This window comes from Promicromonospora thailandica (assembly GCF_024171955.1).
Classification (GTDB): Bacteria; Actinomycetota; Actinomycetes; order Actinomycetales; family Cellulomonadaceae; genus Promicromonospora; species Promicromonospora thailandica.
Genome location: NZ_JAMTCS010000015.1, coordinates 171,343 through 188,051 on the forward strand (window position 1 = coordinate 171,343; position 16,709 = coordinate 188,051).

Annotated in this window: 15 protein-coding genes; 9 read left to right on the forward strand and 6 right to left on the reverse strand. The window is 76.2% G+C overall.

Translation table 11 applies throughout. The features are described from left to right. Position 1 precedes the first annotated feature (1 nt). Positions 2-481, forward strand: a complete 480-nt coding sequence (locus tag APR03_RS22505; protein ID WP_253839444.1) for a DUF6640 family protein — start codon at positions 2-4, stop codon at positions 479-481. Further along, entirely contained in the window at positions 478-1,410 is a 933-nt protein-coding gene (locus APR03_RS22510) for an NADP-dependent oxidoreductase (protein WP_253839446.1), read from the forward strand. The genes APR03_RS22505 and APR03_RS22510 overlap by 4 nt, the downstream gene beginning before the upstream one ends. A gap of 51 nt (positions 1,411-1,461) precedes the next feature. Here the strand turns inward: APR03_RS22510 and APR03_RS22515 are convergent, their stop codons facing one another. After that, positions 1,462-2,211, reverse strand: a complete 750-nt coding sequence (locus tag APR03_RS22515) for an SDR family oxidoreductase (RefSeq protein WP_253839448.1) — start codon at positions 2,209-2,211, stop codon at positions 1,462-1,464. A gap of 98 nt (positions 2,212-2,309) precedes the next feature. Between APR03_RS22515 and APR03_RS22520 the strand changes: the two genes are divergently transcribed. The 4 genes from APR03_RS22520 (at position 2,310) to APR03_RS22535 (ending at position 4,689) form a co-directional block, all read left to right on the forward strand. Continuing rightward, a complete protein-coding gene (locus APR03_RS22520) occupies positions 2,310-2,870 on the forward strand; it encodes a TetR/AcrR family transcriptional regulator (protein WP_253839449.1) in 561 nt (186 codons plus the stop codon). 255 nt (positions 2,871-3,125) lie between these two features. After that, the gene (locus APR03_RS22525) at positions 3,126-4,136 is read left to right on the forward strand and encodes a hypothetical protein (protein WP_253839450.1); all 1,011 of its coding nucleotides are present in this window, start codon (positions 3,126-3,128) and stop codon (positions 4,134-4,136) included. A 31-nt stretch (positions 4,137-4,167) separates the two neighbouring features. Beyond that, positions 4,168-4,410: a hypothetical protein gene (locus APR03_RS22530; protein WP_253839451.1), complete on the forward strand. Its 243-nt coding sequence runs from the start codon at positions 4,168-4,170 to the stop codon at positions 4,408-4,410. An 87-nt stretch (positions 4,411-4,497) separates the two neighbouring features. After that, positions 4,498-4,689, forward strand: coding sequence for a hypothetical protein (locus APR03_RS22535; RefSeq protein ID WP_253839452.1), 192 nt, complete (start codon positions 4,498-4,500; stop codon positions 4,687-4,689). A gap of 27 nt (positions 4,690-4,716) precedes the next feature. On the opposite strand, the gene recD is transcribed toward APR03_RS22535, so the two are convergent. Genes recD through recC form a run of 3 tightly spaced genes read right to left on the reverse strand, consistent with a single transcriptional unit; the run spans position 4,717 to position 13,307 of the window. Further along, positions 4,717-6,591, reverse strand: coding sequence for an exodeoxyribonuclease V subunit alpha (recD, locus tag APR03_RS22540; protein WP_253839453.1), 1,875 nt, complete (start codon positions 6,589-6,591; stop codon positions 4,717-4,719). Next, on the reverse strand, positions 6,588-9,908 hold the full coding sequence (locus APR03_RS22545) for a UvrD-helicase domain-containing protein (protein WP_253839454.1): 3,321 nt from the start codon (positions 9,906-9,908) through the stop codon (positions 6,588-6,590). The genes recD and APR03_RS22545 overlap by 4 nt, the downstream gene beginning before the upstream one ends. A 27-nt stretch (positions 9,909-9,935) precedes the next feature. Then, the gene (gene recC / locus APR03_RS22550; RefSeq protein WP_253839456.1) at positions 9,936-13,307 is read right to left on the reverse strand and encodes an exodeoxyribonuclease V subunit gamma; all 3,372 of its coding nucleotides are present in this window, start codon (positions 13,305-13,307) and stop codon (positions 9,936-9,938) included. A gap of 82 nt (positions 13,308-13,389) precedes the next feature. On the opposite strand from recC, the gene APR03_RS22555 reads away from it, so the two are divergent. Together APR03_RS22555 and APR03_RS22560 are read left to right on the forward strand one after the other, a co-directional pair. Next, positions 13,390-13,776: a hypothetical protein gene (locus tag APR03_RS22555; protein WP_253839458.1), complete on the forward strand. Its 387-nt coding sequence runs from the start codon at positions 13,390-13,392 to the stop codon at positions 13,774-13,776. Positions 13,777-13,834: 58 nt separating this feature from the next. Next, a complete protein-coding gene (locus APR03_RS22560) occupies positions 13,835-14,143 on the forward strand; it encodes a hypothetical protein (protein WP_253839459.1) in 309 nt (102 codons plus the stop codon). Positions 14,144-14,208: 65 nt separating this feature from the next. On the opposite strand, the gene APR03_RS22565 is transcribed toward APR03_RS22560, so the two are convergent. Further along, positions 14,209-14,652 carry a nuclear transport factor 2 family protein gene (locus tag APR03_RS22565; protein WP_253839460.1) on the reverse strand — a complete coding sequence of 148 codons (444 nt, stop codon included), beginning with the start codon at positions 14,650-14,652 and terminating at the stop codon, positions 14,209-14,211. A 48-nt stretch (positions 14,653-14,700) separates the two neighbouring features. Further along, a complete protein-coding gene (locus APR03_RS22570) occupies positions 14,701-15,912 on the reverse strand; it encodes an MFS transporter (protein WP_253839461.1) in 1,212 nt (403 codons plus the stop codon). A gap of 148 nt (positions 15,913-16,060) precedes the next feature. Here APR03_RS22570 and APR03_RS22575 point away from each other — a divergent pair, with 148 nt between their 5' ends. Continuing rightward, on the forward strand, positions 16,061-16,654 hold the full coding sequence (locus tag APR03_RS22575; RefSeq protein WP_253839462.1) for a TetR/AcrR family transcriptional regulator: 594 nt from the start codon (positions 16,061-16,063) through the stop codon (positions 16,652-16,654). The last annotated feature ends 55 nt before the right edge of the window (positions 16,655-16,709 follow it).

Genomic DNA, 16,709 nt, shown 5'->3' on the forward strand with positions numbered 1-16,709 from the left:
CATGACCACCACCACGAGCACGACCGCCCGGAGCTTCCCGGTGGGCCGGGTGCTGCTGTCCGTCGCCGGGCTCGGCCTGATCATCGGACCGTTCGCCGCCGACTTCAACGACACCCACCTCTTCAACGACGCGTGGATGCCGCACGCCAAGTTCCACACCGCGCAGACCATGAGCATGGGTGTCGCGCTCGGGCTCGCCACCCTCTACAACCTCTGGGTGCGGCGGCACTCCCGCATCGCTCTCGACAGCGCCGCGATCACCGCGAGCATCTACCACGTCAGCCAGCTCACCGCCGGGCTCTACCCCGGCACCGCCACCGTCGACCCTCCCGGGGCGGACAACTGGCCCCAGCTCTGGACCACCGTGCCGCTCCTCGTGGTGGTCGCGACGGGCTACGCGCTGGAACGGCGCCGGATGGCGGGCAGCGCCCGGTCCCCGGAACCGCGGCCCACCGGCGCGCAGCCGGGGCGGGCACGGTGAAGCGCATCCAGTACCACCGCTACGGCGGCCCCGACGTGCTGCGGCTGGAGGAGTTCCAGCCGCAGGCGCCGGGCCGGGGGCAGGTGCTGGTCCGGGTGCGCGCCGCCGCGGCCAACGCGCTCGACTGGAAGATCCGGAGCGGCCAGCTGCGCCTGATGACCGGGCGGGGCTTCCCCCGCGGCGTCGGCCACGACTTCGCCGGGGTGGTCGAGGCCGTCGGCCCCGACGTGACCCGCCTGCAGGTGGGCGACAGCGTGCTCGGCGCGGCGGGCGCGCGGCAACCGGGGGCGTTCGCCGAGATGGTGGTCGCCGACGAGAGGTCGGTGGCGCTCAAGCCCCCCGCCCTGACGTTCGAGCAGGCCGCGACCCTCCCGATCGTCGGGGTCACCGCCTACCAGGCGGTCGGCGAGGCCAGCAGGCTGCGCCCCGGGCAGTCCGTGTTCGTCAACGGCTGCCTCGGCGGCGTCGGGCGGGCCGCCGTACAGCTCGCGACGCGGCGCGGTGCCGTCGTGGCCGGCAGCTGCCGGCCGGGTCTGGCCCACCTCGCGGCCGAGCTGGGCGTCGACCCCGTCGTCGGGTTCGACGTCGACCCCGCGCCCCTGGCCGGCCGGTTCGACCTCGTGCTGGACACCGCGGGAACCCTTCCCGGCCGCACGGCACGCACCCTCCTCGCACCGCACGGCCGCATCCTCGACCTCGTCCCCTCGATGCCGAAGCTGGTGCGCAGCCTCCTGCCCGGCCCGTACTCGCTCTTCGGCGGGCGGGCGGTCACGGCCGACCTCCAGGCCGTGGCCGACGCGGCCGCGCGCGGCGACCTGCACGTACCGGTCGCCCGCACGGTGCCGCTGGAGAAGGCGATCCCCGCGCTCGCCGAGCTCGAGACGGCAGCGACCCCCAGGAACGGGAAGCTGGTCGTCGTCCCCGCGTGACGGTCCGGGCCGTGGGCCGCGCCACACCGGCGCGGCCCACCGCACGCACCGTCAGTCCTGGGCCGTCGGCCGCACGATGATCTCGCCGACGTCGACACCCGCCGGCTGCTCGACGGCGTATGCCACCGCCCGCGCCACGGCGTCCGCAGGCTGCGCGACGGCGTCGACCCACGCCGCCATCTCCTCGCCCGCGGAGAGCGTCCCCTCGGTACGGGTCAGCCCCGGCGAGACGACCGTGACCCGGAGGTCCGGCCCCGCCTCCTGCCGCAGCGCCTCCGACAGCACGCGGACCGCCGTCTTCGTGGCGGCGTACACGCCCTGCGTGGGCACGATCCGGTGCGCCGAGGTGGACGCCAGGTGCACGAAGTGCCCGGAACCCTGCGCGCGGAACACGGGCAGCGCTGCGGCGACGCCATTGAGCACCCCCGTCAGGTTCGTCGCCACGACGTCGTCCCAGTCGTCCTGCCTGAGCTCGTCGAACCGCGAGGTCGCCATCGAACCGGCGTTGGCGACCAGCACGTCGAGGCGGCCGTGCTCCTCCTGGGCCGCCGCCACCAGGCGGACGAGGTCGGCACGCCGCCGCACGTCGACCGGCACCGCCGTCGCCGTGCCGCCCGCGGACCGGATGCGCCCCACCACGTCCTGGAGCCGCTCGACCCGCCGCGCGCCGAGGAGGAGCGTCGCGCCGCCCGCAGCGAGGCGTTCGGCGATCGCCGCCCCGATGCCGCCGCTCGCACCGGTCACGGCGATGACCTTGCCCGCGATCCCGCCGCCTGTGTCACTGGTCGCACTGTCCTGCATGAGGTCTCCTGTACGCTGAAACGGACACGTGTCCGTCACGCTAACGGACAGTTGTCCGTTTCCGCAACCGAGGTCCTCGCCCGAGAAGGAGCACCCCTGTGCCCACCCAGCCCGCAGCCGGTACCCGGCGAGACTCCGCCCGCAACCGGGAGCTCATCCTCGACACCGCGCGCGCAGCCCTGGCCGAGGACGGCGACGCGACCATGCACGCGGTCGCGAAGGCCGCGGGCGTCGGGCAGGCCACGCTGTATCGCCACTTCCCCACGCGGGAGGCGCTCGTCCTGGCGGTGCACCGCCACGACGTCGACGAGCTGGTCCGCGCGGCGCCGCAGCTGCTGGGACAGCACCCGCCCGTCGAGGCGCTGCGCGCATGGCTCGACCTGCTCGCGCGCTACGGGCGCATCAAGCACGGGCTGTCCGGCGCCTTCCACGCGGCGACGCACGCCCAGCTCGCCGAGGAGGGCTACCAGCCGGTGGTCGGCGCCATCGCGACGCTCCTGGCGGCCGGCGTCGCCGAGGGCTCGCTCCGGGACGACGTCGGCGCCGAGGAGCTGCTGCTGCTCGTCGGCTTCCTCTGGCGCCTCGAGGTCGACGCGGAGCGGGACCGACGCGTCGCCGCCCTGCTCGACGTCGTGCTGAGCGGGCTCGCCCGCCGCTGAGCAGCAGCAGCGCGCCCGTCATAGTGCGTGGCATGGTGCGCGGCATGGTGCGCACCTGGCGTGGTGTCCGCCGCGCGTGACTGCCGACCAATGGGTACTATGACCGCTGGTCAAGCAGACGGCCCGCCTCTGCGACCCCTCGCCCAGCGTCCACGCTGCCCGGCCGAGGGGACGAGGCGACAGGTATCTCGCGTCACACGCCGTCTGCCGGCCCTCGTCGGCACCGGCGGTGACGCCTCCCCCAGAGGTGCGACGATGACGACGAACGACGCAGGGCAGCTCGGTGACGAGTCCGCCGTCAAGGATCCCGCCCCCGCTCCCGTGGCGGTGCCGAACGGGGCCGGATCGGTGACGAGCCCGGTGCTGCCCACGACGGCCCCCAGCACGACACCGGTGGCACCGCTCACCCTCGACGGGCCCGCGGTGACCACCGAGCTGGAGCTCGCGGTCGAGCTCGCCGACGAGCTGGCCCTGACCCTGGACCTGCACGGCGTGGGCGAGCCCGCGGAGCCGGCCGCGCGCACGGACGACGACCCGCGGGACGCCGCCGAGAATGCCACGGCGAACGCCACGGAGAGCGGCACGGAGAGCAGCACGGCGGGCGACGACGTCGCCTGGCACCAGCCGGTCCAGGTCTGGGTCGACGCGGGCGACGTCCTGGCCCGGTTCGGCGTGGACGGCTGGACCGAGTTCGACCACCTCGACCGGCAGGTGCGGGCGCTGCACGACGAGCTTGGACCCGAGCACGAGCGGACCCGGGCCGCGACGGACGACCGCGACGCCGTCGACGCCCTGGCCCGCCAGGACGAGAAGACGTACCAGGACGCCCTCACGGACACGCTGCACGAGATCGCCCACGAGCGGGGTATCGAGGTGGAGGTGCTGCCGGTCCGGATGGCGAGGCCGGGCGCGGGCGACGCCGGCTCGCCGCTCGAGGCGGCGGAGCTGCTCGCGACGGCGATCCGCCGGACGGTGCTGCCGCAGCTCGGCAGGCCGCCCCTGGACCTGGTGGACGACGCGGTGGCGGCGGCCGTCGCGGCGGCGGGCCGCACCTACCGGGAGCGCATCCGGACCGGGGAGCGCCCCGCGCCCGTGGTGCCGCACGACGAGCTGGAGGAGCAGCTGCGCACCGAGCTGCAGGCCGAGGAGCTCATCCCCGACGACCGCGTGCCGCCGCTGACCGCGGGCGGTGTGGTCATCGTGCGTCTGGCCCGGCGGGACGCGGGCGCACCGCCCGACGAGAGTCGCGACCTGCGCGCCGGGTGACCGGGGCGGGCGCACCAGGCATGCTGTACCCATGAAGACCTTGCCCACGGGACCCACGGTGATCAGCGACGACAGCGAGGTGCGCTTCGTCGCCGGTGCCGACCAGTTCGCGATCCGCCTCAAGGACGGGCACCTGCACGTGCGCGCCATCGACACGGGCGGCAGCGAGGCGCAGCTCGCCGTGATCCCCACGTCGCGCAGCACCGTCAACCTGCAGATCGAGCACCGGGTCGCGCCCGGTCCGGTCGAGGTCGCGGGCCCGACGCTGCGCTGACCGCGGGTCCCTCCCCAGCACGACGGACGGGCCGTCTCCGCCTCCGGGCGGAGGCGGCCCGCCGTCCTGCCACGGACAATCGAGGGTATGAGCGAGAGCATCTTCACACCGGGCGCCGCCGTCCTGACCACGCGCGGGCGCGGGTCGGTCGTCGACGTGCGGTCCACCGCCTCCGGCAAGTTCGTCTTCGGGGTCGAGGACGCCGCAGGCGAGGTGGGCTACTTCACCGAGAAGGCCCTCCGGCTCGCCGGGGACGATCCTGCCGGGTCCGGACGCTGAGGCACCGGGCACTCACGCACCGGGCGCTCACCCGCCCAGCCGCCGCGCGAGCCCGGTCGCGCGCCGCGCCCGCCGCCCCACGGCCGCCCGCACCGCCTCCGGCGTGCCGACCACGCGCACGCGCCGCCGGGCGCGGGTCACCGCGGTGTAGAAGAGCTCGCGCGTGAGCAGCGGCGACGACTCGTCCGGCAGCAGCACGGTCACGACGTCGGCCTGGCTGCCCTGGCTCTTGTGCACGGTCATGGCGTGCAGCGTCTCTACGTCGCCGAGGCGGGACACCGCGAACGACCTGCCGCTGCCGAGGTGCGCGCGCAGGGTCTCGCCGTCGGCCACCACCACGCCGGTGTCGCCGTTGTGCAGGCCCAGGCTGTAGTCGTTGGCCGTGACCAGCACCGGGCGCCCGGCGTACCACTCCGTGCCGCCGGCGCCGAGGTAGGTGCCGGAGGCCTCGCCGAGCCGGCGCTCGACCAGCCGGTTCCAGTGCGCGGCACCCCACGGCCCGTCCCGGTGCGCGCACAGCAGCCGGTGCTGCTCGGCCAGGTCGACGGCGCCGTCCGCGTCGCCCGCCAGGGCTCGGCGCCGCACGTCGAGCGCGTGTCGGGCCAGCTCGTCCTGGAGGGCCGCCGTCGCGGCGGCGTCGTCGGGGTGGACCAGCTCGACCACGCCGTCGGCGCCGGTCAGCGCCCCGAGGACGGCGTCGGGGTCGCCGGCCTGGACGGCGGCGGCCAGTCGCGTGATCCCGGCGCTCTCGGACCGGTGGTCGGTCACCAGCGCGGCCACGACGCCGTCGTCCCGCTGCCCCAGGCCGGCCACGAGGTCGGCGAGCACCGCGCCCGCCTCGACCGACGCGAGCTGGTCGGGGTCGCCCACGAGCACGAGGCGGGCGTCGGGGCGCACCGCCTCCAGCAGCCGGGCCATGAGGGTGAGGGAGACCATCGAGGTCTCGTCCACCACGACCACGTCGTGCGGCAGGCGGTTGGAGCGGTCGTGCCGGAACCGGGTGCTGGACCCGGGCCGCCACCCCAGCAGCCGGTGCAGCGTGCTCGCCTGGACCCCCGCGAGCCGCCGCCGGTCGAGGTCGGTGAACCGACCCCCCGCCAGATCGGTCGCCTGCCCCGAGATCGGTCGGTCGAGCGACCGATCTCGGGGCAGCGGACCGATCTCGCTCGCGACCGCCTCCTGCAGGCGCGCGGCCGCCTTGCCGGTCGGGGCGGCGAGCGCGATGCGCAGGCGGCGCCCGGCGTGCTCGGCCTGCTCGGCCAGGAGCGCCAGCACGCCGGCCACCGTCGTCGTCTTGCCGCGGCCGGGACCGCCCGTGAGCACGGTGGTCAGGTGGCGCGCGACGGCGGTCGCGGCCGCCCGCTGCTCGGCGTACGCGTCACCCGGGAACAGCCGCGCCGCGCTGTCCCGGAGCAGGGCGTCGTCGACCGCGGGGGCCGGGGCCGCGAGCCGGGCCGCGAGGTCCTCGTGCACCTGCCTCTCCTCGCGCCAGTACCGGTCGAGGTAGAGCAGCCCGAGGTCGGCCCGCACCACCGAGCGCCGTGCCAGCGGGCTCGCGGCGACACGGTCGAGCCACCCGCCCGCGGCGGGCCAGGGCAGGGGCGGGGCGTCGTCGGCGGCGGTGCTGCCGGCCGCGCCGTCTCCGGCCACCGCGCCCAGGTCCACGCACACCGACCCCTGCCGCACCGCGCGCACCGCGAGCGCGACGGCGAGCCGCACGCTCTCGTCGTCCTCGCCGGCGACGTCGGCCGTGCGGCGGGCGACGTGGACGTCGGCGGCGGTGAGCACGCCCGCGTCGTTGAAGGCGCGCAGCAGCCCCGTCGCGCCGAGCGCACGGCGGGCGTCGTGCGGGTCGTCGCCGGCCCAGCGCTCGATACCTGACCCCGTGCCGGACCTCGTCATGCCGCCACCTCCCCCGCGGTGCCCGCCAGCAGGTCCGACAGCGCCACCAGGAGCGCGGCCGGCGGCTGCCACGACAGCACGCCCGCCGGGCTGCCGCCGGCGTCCGGGGTGTCCGGCCCGGCCATACCGCGCACGAACAGGTAGAGCACGCCGCCCAAGTGGGTCCCCGGGTCGTAGCCCGGCAGCCGCCAGCGCAGGTAGCGGTGCAGCACCACCCCGTACAGCAGGGCCTGCAGCGGGTAGTGGGAGTGCAGCATGGCCTCCGCCATCCGCTCGTGGGAGTAGTCGGCCACGGCGGGGCCCAGGAAGTTCGTCTTGTAGTCGACGACGACGAACCGCCCGCCCGGCAGACGGAGCACCACGTCGACCGAGCCGGTGAGGTAGCCGCGCAGGGGCTGGTCCCCCAGGTCGGGCTGCTCGAGGCGCTCGGCGTAGGCGGCGAGCGGGTCACCGGCGGGCAGGTGGGCGCGCAGCAGGGGCGCGAGGTCGCGCAGCCGCGCCTCCGTACCGCCGTCGCCCGTCAGGTCGCCGCCGGACAGCGGCAGCTCGAAGGTCAGCTCGCGCAGCCGGTCCGGCAGCCCGATCTCGCCCAGCGTCAGACCGTTCGCCAGCGGGCCGAGCGGGGTGCGGTGCAGCGGCAGCAGGCCGTCGGCGACCGCCTCGGGGTCGGCGGGCACGGGCCACCAGCGCAGCTGCTCGGTGACGTGCGCCAGCAGCTCGGCGCGCAGGTCGGGCGCGAAGGGGTCGGCGTGCTCGAGCACCGCGTGCACGAGCGAGCCGAATGCGGCGCCCGTGGGCAGGTCGGCCATCGGCGAGGCCGCCTCCGGCCGACCAGGCGCACCGGCGGCGGCCTCGGGGGCATCCGGCTCGTCGTCGGTGCCCGTGGTCTCGGGCTCGCTGCCCACGTGCGGGGCGTCGTCCGCCGCCGCGATCAGGCCGCTGTAGGAGGTGCGGCGCCAGGCGGTGTCGACGGCGCGCCCGAAGGCACGCACCTCGAACGGGGCGTGCCGGTCCGCGGGCAGGGGCGCCGAGGCCTCGACGGGCACGGCGAGCTCGGCCGCGGGGCCGCCCAGCTCCTGGAGCAGGCCGAGCACGCGCGTCGCGTACTCGTCGTCCTTGAGCGGCTGTGTGCCGGGCACCTCGCGCGTGCCGGGCGTGCGGCCGAACAGGAGCCGGTGCAGCCCGCTGGTCGGGGTGCTGGACGTGGGCGCCCACCACGCCACGACCTGCGACTGGGCACGCGTCAGAGCCACGTAGAGCTTGCGGAGCTCCTCGCCGTCCTCCTCGGCGCGGTGCGCGGCGCAGCGGGCGTCCCACTGCGCGCCGGAGCCGGAGACGTCGATCGTCCGGGCGCCGTGCTCGTCGTGGTAGAGCGCGATGTCGACCGGCCGCGCGTAGTTGTCGTAGCCGAACGGCAGGTACACGACGGGGTACTGCAGCCCCTTGCTGCCGTGCACCGTGACGATCTGCACGGCAGCGGCGTCGGAGTCCAGGCGCCGGGGCCGCTCGGCGGTGCCCGCCCGGCGCCGCTCGTCGCGGAACCAGGCCAGCAGGGCGGTCAGGCCGAGCGACTCGGCCACGCTCACCTCGTGCAGCAGCTGACCCAGGTGGCGCAGGTCGGTCAGCAGCCGCTCGCCCTCGGCGCCGGCCAGCACCCGGCCGCTCAGCCCCCGCTCCTCCGCGGCCTCCAGCAGCGCGGCCACGCCGCGGTGCCGCAGCAGCAGCGCCCAGCCGCGCAGGGTGTCGGCGTCGCGGGCGGTCAGGTCCTCCCCGCCGGCGTCCAGGTCGGCCGCGGTGCGCCCGAGGAACGGCGTGAGGGCCGCCGCGCGCACGAGGCCCGCGCGGTGCGGGGACTCCAGGGCCTCGAGCAGCGTGAGCCAGTCGTCGGCGGCGGGGGTCTCGAACACGTCGCCGCCCGGCATGACGGCCGCGACGCCGCGCTCGGCGAGCGCGTCCTGCACCAGCCGGCCGTGGGCCCGCGCCGACACGAGCACGGCGACGTCGCCGGGCAGCAGCGGGCGTCCGTCCCAGGTGGCGCCCGAGGCGAGCAGGTTCGCGACGTCGGCGGCCAGGTCCCCCGCGACGTGCCGGCGGGCGGCGCCCACCTGGATCGCGCCGCTGCGGACCGTGGGCAGCCCCTCGCGCAGCACCTGGCGCAGCCGGAACGGCTCCGGGTGCGGCGCACCGGTCAGCCGGCTCGTGCGGCCCTCCGCCCCGCCCTCCGCGACCACCGGGTGCACCACGATCTCGGCGTGGCCGAGCGCCGCGTTGCCCAGCAGCACCGCGAGGGTCTCGACCAGGGGCGCGTCCGAGCGCCAGTTGCTGCCCAGCGTGGCACGCGTGCCGGCGTGCCGGGCGGCGTCGAGGTAGGCCACGACGTCGCCGCCGCGAAACGCGTAGATGGCCTGCTTGGGGTCGCCGACCAGCACCATGGCACCCGCGGTGCGCCCCTGGGCACCCCCGAAGGCGCGCTCCAGCACCTGCCACTGCACGGGATCGGTGTCCTGGAACTCGTCGACCAGCACCACCGCCCAGCGGTCCCGCATCCGCGCCCCGACGGCGGCCCCGCCGTCGCCCGACGCCGGGTCGAGGGCGTCCGCGAGCCGCCCGAGCAGGTCGTCGTACGAGAGGATGCCGAGGCGCCGCTTGCGCCGCTCCATCTCGTCCCGCACCTCGCGGGCGAACGCGACCCGCGCGGAGCCGACGGCGTCCTCCGGGTCGGCGTCGGCCAGGGCCGCGCGCGGGTCCTCGACGGCGGCCGTGGCGACCTTGAGGGCGCACGCCCGGTCGAAGGGCGGCGGCTCGGGCGCGTTGCCGTACCGCCGCAGGTAGAGGTCGTCGACCACCTCGACGGTGAGCTCGGTCAGCGACTCGACCAGCTCGGCGCCCGGCTCGGTGTCGCCTGCCACGCCCAGGGAGCGCAGCACAAGCTGGCAGAACTGGTGGATCGTGGCGATGGTGGCGTGGTCGAACGAGGCCAGGGCGTCGGACAGGCGACGGTGCCGGGCGGCCCGCTCGGCGTCGTCCACGTCGAGCAGCGCCGCCAGGACGGCGTCCACGGGGCCGGTGTCCCGCCCGGCCAGCGCGGCGGCGAACGTCCGCTCGGCCCGCAGCAGGGCGCCCCGGACCCGGTCGCGCAGCTCCTGCGTGGCGGCGCGGCCGAAGGTGACCACGAGCATCTGGTCCAGGGGCACCACGCCCTCGGCGACGTACCGGGTCACCAGGGCGCCGATCGCGAAGGTCTTGCCGGTGCCCGCGCTGGCCTCCAGCAGCGCGGTACCGCGGGGCAGGGGCCCGGCGAGGTCGAAGACGTCCATCAGCAGGTGCCCATCAGTCGGTGCCCATCAGTCGTTGAACCTCTCGTTCTCCAGCAGCGGCGTCCACACGCGCATCGCGAGCGCACCGAACCGGGTGGTCTCGCCGTGGTGCTCCTCGCCGGGCCGCGGCTCCTGGTCGACGCCGGGCAGCGGGGCGCCGGCACCGTGGACCCGCACGTGCTCGGGCTCCGCGGCCTCGCCGTCGGGCTGCTGCCCGCCCCAGCTCTGCCCGGCCCAGACCTGTCCGGCGCGGTAGCGCGCGTCGGCCGCGTCGGACCGGTTCCGGCGCGCCTCCGCGTAGGCCGCCGATGCCTTGACGGGCAGCGGCAGCGGCTCGGTGAGGCCCCGGTCGCGCAGCGCGACCAGGTCGCGCAGCAGGTCGGCGGCCGTGTGGTCGAGCGGCCCGACCCGGGACCCCTGCCACGTCCTGCGCGAGCGCGACCCGGTCGGCCGGCCGAGCGTGTAGCCCACCCAGGGGCGGTCGTCGTCGGACGCCGCGAGCGCCAGCAGCCGGACCCAGGTCCGCAGGCGCTGCCTGGCGCCGAGCCGGGCGTAGGACACGGTCACGAGGCGGTCGCCGTGCACGCCCGGCACGCTGCCGCGCAGGCTGCGCCCGTCGCCGAGGTCGACATCGACGTCCACGACGCGCGCGGGGCTGCGCCGCAGGTCGGCCGCGGCGTCGGCGAGCGGCTCGATCTCCCGCGCCACGCCGGTCAGGGGGCGCCAGCCGAGCCGGCCGGGCGGCAGCTGACCGCGGCGCCACTCCTTCTGCACGGCGTCGTCGAGCGTGGCGCCCCGCAGCACGTCACGCAGCACCCGTTCGCCCACGGCCCAGCGACCCAGCCCGTCGAGCTCGACCGGCAGGCCGTCGTCGAGCGGTGGTTCGTCCCAGGGCCGGCCGACGTCGAGGCGCTGGGCCAGGAACCCGCGCGCGGGCGAGCGGTAGAACGCCAGCAGGTCGTCGAGCGGCACGACGTCGTCCTGCGGCGCGGGCGCGAGCGGCGCGGTGAGGAACGGGGCGGCCGGGGTGCGCGGGCCGGCCGCGGCGCGGGCGCCGGCCAGGGCGGCGCGGTCGAACGTGAAGGCGGTCCCCGGCACGAGGGCGCCGGGCTCGACGGTGCGGCGGTCGAAGGGCTGCAGGGGATGGCGCACGGTCACCGCGCGCGACACGGGGCGGCCGTCCGGGGTGCGGGCGGTCTCGTCGAGGGCGTCGAGCAGCTCGCCCAGCGGCACGGCGGGCGGCCGGTCCTGGCCCGAGTACTCGTCCGCGCCGCTGTAGGTCACCACGAGGTGCTCGGTGGCGGCGAGGACCGCGTCCAGGAACAGCTGCCGGTCCTCGGACCGCGGGTCGCGCTCGCCCGTGCGGGGTTCGCGGGCCAGCACGTCGTCGCCGTCGGTGACACCGACGCGGGGGAAGACGCCGTCGTCCAGCCCGAGCAGCGCGATGACGCGGTGCGGTACGGACCGCATGGGCACGAGCGTGGCGACCGTCAGGGTCCCGGTGCGGAAGTTGGCCCGGGTGGGGCGGCCGGAGACGCGGTCGGCGAGCAGGGCGCGCACGTCCGGCAGCCGGAGGGGCACGCCGTGGTCGGGGGCGTCGGCGCGCACGCGGGCCAGCTCGCGGCGCACCTGGGCGAGCTGCCAGGAGTCCGCCGTGGGCACGGTGGTGAGGGCCGCGACGCCGTCCTCGAGCGCGGTGAGCCAGTGCTCCAGGGGGTGCTCGCCGGTGAGCGCGTCGGTGACGTCGCGGAGCCGCTCGACCAGCTCGGCCAGGCGCCCGGCGAGGTCGACCTGCCCGCTGCCGACGTCGTCCAGGGGCAGGGTGCGCTCGAGCCAGGTACCGGTGTCGTCCGACATGGCGACGCCCGCCAGCAGCCGGTCCACGCCCTCGCGCCACGTGCCGGTGCCGTAGTCGGCCAGTCCGACGCCGGCCCGGTGCGCGGCGTCGAACCCCCACCGCACGCCCGTCTCGCGCGCCCAGCCGGCGAGCTGCTCCAGGTCGTCGTCGCGGAACCCGAACCGGCGGCGCACGGGCCCGGCGTGCGCCAGGTCCAGGACGTCGCCGACGCCCGCCCGGCCGCCCGCCAGGTCCAGGAGGCGCACCACCACGGCGAGCAGCGGGTTGGTCCGGTCCAGCGCCCGGTCGGCGAGCCGCACGCGCAGGCCGTGGGCGGGGTGCCCACCCGGCCCGACGACGTCCGCCAGGCCGAAGGCCGCCGTGACCAGGGGCGCGTACGTCTCGATGTCGGGGCACATGACGAGCACGTCGCGCGGTTCGAGGGTCGGGTCGTCGGCGAGCAGGCCGAGCAGCACGTCCCGCAGCACCTCGACCTGCCGCGCCGGGCCGTGGCACGCGTGCACCTGGACGGACCGGTCGCCGGGATCCAGGACCCGCGCGCCCGCGTCGCCGACGGCGTCGGCCCGCAGGTCGTGCTGCAGCATGCCCAGGAGGGTCGACGGCGGGGCGTCGTCCCTGGCCGCGACCGGCTCGTCGCGCAGGTCGATCGCGGACAGGGTGCGCTGCAGCTCCCGCGTGTCCCGGCCGAGCGTCGCCAGGAGCCGGTGCCCCACGCGCTCGTGGGAGCGGTCCTCGGCACGGTCCACGGGTCCGCCCAGGCCCGCGAGCGCCGACCACAGCGCCCGTGACGGGTGCGGCAGCCACAGGTGCACGTCGCGGTGCGCGCCGAGCGCGCCCACGAGCTCGACCTCGCTCGCCGCCAGGCGCGTGTGACCGAACAGGGACAGGCGCGGCGGCAGGTCGAAGGCGTCCGGCGCGGCGTGCAGCCGCTCGACGACGGTGGCCTGCCGCACGTGCGGCGGGTCGGCGTCGACGCGCTCGGCCAGCGCCCGCCACAGGGGCGGCTGCCACGCCAGGTCGGCCGGGACCGGCCGCCCGCACCCGTCGGTGTCGCGCCCGGCCGCCCAGTCCGCGAGCAGCGCCGGGCGCTGGCCGGCGTACGCCGCCATGAGCCGCCCGAGCCGCCGCGCGACGGACAGCCGGCGGCCCCTGCGCAGGTCGCCCTCCTCCCCCGGCATGCCGTGGCCCAGGTGCCGGGCGAGCAGCGCCGCCCACGGCTCGTCCAGGTGGGCGTCGACCACGGACAGCAGCGGCCAGGTCAGGGCGTCGGGCGCCCAGGGGTCGTCGTCGCGCGTGCCGGTGACCTCGGCGAACAGCGACCCCGGCGAGCGCAGGTCCACGCCCGCGCACACGCCGTCGTCTCCTCCCGGGGCCGCGCCGAGGCGATGGCTGAGGCGTTGCGCGAGCCACCGCTCCACGCCGCGCGCGGGCACCACCACGACCTCCGTCGCGAACGGGTCCTCCAGGGGTACGGCCAGCAGGTCGCCGAGCGCCCCCGCGAGCAGGTCCGTGCGCGGGGCCCGGTGGAGCACGACTGCCATCGCGCCAACGTATCGCGGTCGGCGACGCCCCGTAGGACGAAGGGAGGACGAAGGGCCGACCGGCGGAGGGTTGAATAGGGGCATGACGAACCGGAACCCCTCGTTCATCGCGCTCGGCACGTTCACGCTCGCGGCGCTCGCGGTCGCCACGTGGTGGGCGCTCGGCCAGGACACGTCCCGGACGGTCGACCCGGCCACCGGCGACGTCAGCGGCCCCTACGGGCCGGTCCAGGTGATCGCCTGCGTGGTGGCGCTCGTCGGCCTGGTGGTCATCGGTTCCGTGCTGCTCCCGGCGTGGCTCGCGGTGCTCGGCGTCGCCCTGCCGTTCACGGCCGCCTGGACGGTCGAGGCCGCGTCCTCCGACGACTCCGGGCTGTGGGCGGTCGGCGCGATCCTCGTGCTGGTCGGCACGCTGGGGGGCGGCACGATCGTGGCGGCGATCACGCGCCGGCTGATGCGCCCCCGGTAGCCGCGTCGCTCCAGCCACGGAGTAGAACATGTGTTCGCATGTGGGTCACACTGCGTGCATGCACCACCGCACCACCGCACCCGGCTTCCACGACCCCGCCCGGCACAGCTGGGACTCCCACCACGACCAGTGGCAGCGGATCCTCAACGAGCACCCCATCCCCCGCCGCCGGCTGCAGCACGACTGCTGGGTGCCGGTCCAGGCCCGCCTGGTGTGGGAGGTGAGCGGCGTGGAGTACCGCGACACGATCGCCTACGCCTGGGCCCCGCGCCGGCTCGTGCTCGTCGAGGTGCTCGACCCGCGGCGCTGGACCCACGGCGTGTGGCTGCACGTCACGGACGCACCCCGGCGCACCGGACGGCGGTGAGCCGGCAGGAAGGGACAGCGGCCGGACCCCGCGAGGGATCCGGCCGCTGGTGGTGCGCGGGGGCGTTACGCCCGGGCCGCCTGCGAGACGGCGTAGCTGTCCTCGAGCATGTGGTAGCGCGTGAACAGCCCGGCGTCGTCGACCGCGACGTCGAAGGCGTACTCGCTGTCGATGAGCTTGCCGGTGGCGGCCACCCTGGTGCGGAACGTGCCCAGCACCACGGCGCGGTTGCCGTCCGACAGGACGGTGTCGATCTCGAAGCCCTCGGGCCGCACGCCCTCACCGAGCTGGGTGAAGTGCTCGGCCACCCCGGCCCGGCCCTTCTTGCGGCCGATCCAGGGCACCGTCTCGGTGTCGCCCTGGATGTACCAGTCGACGTCCTCGTGGAAACGTTCCGCCAGCTCCAGGGGCGAGTCCCCGGCGAGTCGCGCGTCGAAGAACCCGGTCACGGCGGTGCGGACGAGCGAGCCGTGGGGGTCGCCCGAAGGAAGTACGGAATCGGTGGTCATCTCTGTCTCCTTGGTTGGAATCTATCGGGTGGGATCTGGGGGACGGGTCTAGCGGGCGCGGACCGCGTTCCTGCGCAGGCCGGCCCAGCCGAGCCCCGCGGGCAGCAGCAGCACGCCGGCCGCGATCATGAGGACGGGCCAGCCACCGAGACCCCAGGGGCGCAGGCCCCACAGGGCGCTCGCGACGGCGGACCCGATCGTGCCGCCGACGAAGTTGCCGACGACGAACACGGTGTTGAGGCGGCTGCGCGCGGACGGGTCGACGGCCATCACCCGGGCCTGCACCAGCACCAGCACCGACTGCACGCCGGCGGAGTACAGCGCGATCGAGACCACGACGGCGACGATCGAGCCCGGCGCGACGCCGGCGACCACGAACGCCGCGAGCGCCACCGCGAGGCCGACGCCGATCGCCGGCACCGCCAGGCCGCGGTCGTGCAGCCGCCCGACGTACTGCGCCGCGAGCGCCCCGCTGATGCCGACGAGGTTGAGCAGTCCGATCTGGGCGCCCGAGAGGCCGAACGGCTCGTCCGACAGCGTGAAGGTGAGCCCGGTCCAGTACAGCGTGAACGTGGCCATCGCGGCGGCGCCCACGAGCCCGAGCCGCCGGACGTCCGCGTTCGCCGTGGTGCGCAGCACCGAGGCGAGCAGAGCGCCGTAGCCGACACGGGCCCGCGGCTCCAGCCGGGGCAGCACCCGGTACAGGGTGAGCGCGAGCAGCAGCATGACGACGGCGACGGTCGCGTAGAGCGCACGCCAGCCGACGAGGTCGGTGACGACGCCGCTGACGGCACGCGCGACCATGATGCCGAGCAGCACGCCGGAGGCGACCACACCGAGCACCCGCCCGCGCTGCTCCTCGGTCGCGAGGTCGCCCGCCAGGGGCGCGAGCAGCTGGCCCGAGACGGTGCTCGCGCCGACCAGCGCGAGCAGCACCAGCAGCGCCGGGAAGGTCGGTGCGAGGGCGGCCGCGCCGAGCAGCACGGCGGCGAGCAGCATGAACGCGGGCGCCAGGATCCTGCGGTCGACGACGTCGCCGAGCGGCACGAGGAAGAAGACGCCGACGGCGTACCCCACCTGCGTCAGGGTGATGAGCAGCCCGGCCGTGTCGGTGGTGGTGCCGAGCTCGTCGCCGATGGTGCCGAGCACGGGCTGCGCCCAGTAGAGGTTGCCGACGGCGGCACCGGCGGCGAGGGCGAAGAGGAAGGCCGCGCCGCGGGTCATGCCGGGCCGTCGGCGAACCTCTGCGAGTGATGTCATCGCTGCTCCTGCGGGAAGGTCGTGCGGGCGGGTGCCCTCACGGCGATAGTAACAACGCCAACGTTGGCGTTGTTCCCGGCGTACCGTAGGCCTCCGGAGGTAGCGTCTGCGCCAGTCGAGGTGGTCGGTCGAGAGGAAGGACCCGCCGGTGGTCAGGGATGTCGAGGGAACGCGCCGCAAGATCGTGGAGGCGGCGACCGAGGAGTTCGTCGCGCACGGCCCGGACGGCACCACCGTCGAGCGGATCGCCCGGCGCGCCGGCGTCAACAAGGAACGCATCTACCACTACTACGGCGGCAGGGCCGAGCTCTTCGCCGTCGTGCTGCGCGAGCAGTTCGCCACGACGGCAGGGGCCGTGCCGCTCGACGCGACGGAACCCGACGCCGTCGGCGAGTTCGCCGGGCGCATGTACGACTACAGCCGCGACCACCCGCAGTTCGTGCGGCTGCTCATGTGGGAGGCGCTGACGCACACCGGCGAGGTGCCGGACGAGGACCAGCGGCGCGCCACCTACGAGGGGCGCACGGCCTCCCTCGCGCAGGGCCAGGCGGCGGGCCGCCTGACCTCGACGCTCGCCCCGGCCGAGCTGCACCTCGTGCTGCTCGCGGTCGCCGCCTACTGGACGGTGCTGCCGCAGGTCGCGCGCATGGTCACGGGCACCTCGACGGACGACGCCGCGGACGCGGCCCGGCAGCGCGCGGCGGTCGTCGCGGCGGCCCGGCGCCTCGCCGCGCCGGACTGACGCGTGACCCCGGCGACGTCACGCCCGAGGCCCGACGACGGCCCGCTCGACCCTG

Excerpts from the sequence above, each read along its gene's own strand:
- APR03_RS22525 (WP_253839450.1), top strand. The coding sequence starts at position 3,126 with ATGACGACGAACGACGCAGGGCAGCTCGGTGACGAGTCCGCCGTCAAG.
- recC (WP_253839456.1), bottom strand. The coding sequence starts at position 13,307 with ATGGCAGTCGTGCTCCACCGGGCCCCGCGCACGGACCTGCTCGCGGGG.
- APR03_RS22555 (WP_253839458.1), top strand. The coding sequence starts at position 13,390 with ATGACGAACCGGAACCCCTCGTTCATCGCGCTCGGCACGTTCACGCTC.
- APR03_RS22565 (WP_253839460.1), bottom strand. The coding sequence starts at position 14,652 with ATGACCACCGATTCCGTACTTCCTTCGGGCGACCCCCACGGCTCGCTC.
- APR03_RS22515 (WP_253839448.1), bottom strand. The coding sequence starts at position 2,211 with ATGCAGGACAGTGCGACCAGTGACACAGGCGGCGGGATCGCGGGCAAG.
- APR03_RS22505 (WP_253839444.1), top strand. The coding sequence starts at position 2 with ATGACCACCACCACGAGCACGACCGCCCGGAGCTTCCCGGTGGGCCGG.
- APR03_RS22535 (WP_253839452.1), top strand. The coding sequence starts at position 4,498 with ATGAGCGAGAGCATCTTCACACCGGGCGCCGCCGTCCTGACCACGCGC.
- APR03_RS22545 (WP_253839454.1), bottom strand. The coding sequence starts at position 9,908 with ATGGACGTCTTCGACCTCGCCGGGCCCCTGCCCCGCGGTACCGCGCTG.
- APR03_RS22560 (WP_253839459.1), top strand. The coding sequence starts at position 13,835 with ATGCACCACCGCACCACCGCACCCGGCTTCCACGACCCCGCCCGGCAC.
- APR03_RS22570 (WP_253839461.1), bottom strand. The coding sequence starts at position 15,912 with ATGACATCACTCGCAGAGGTTCGCCGACGGCCCGGCATGACCCGCGGC.
- APR03_RS22530 (WP_253839451.1), top strand. The coding sequence starts at position 4,168 with ATGAAGACCTTGCCCACGGGACCCACGGTGATCAGCGACGACAGCGAG.
- recD (WP_253839453.1), bottom strand. The coding sequence starts at position 6,591 with ATGACGAGGTCCGGCACGGGGTCAGGTATCGAGCGCTGGGCCGGCGAC.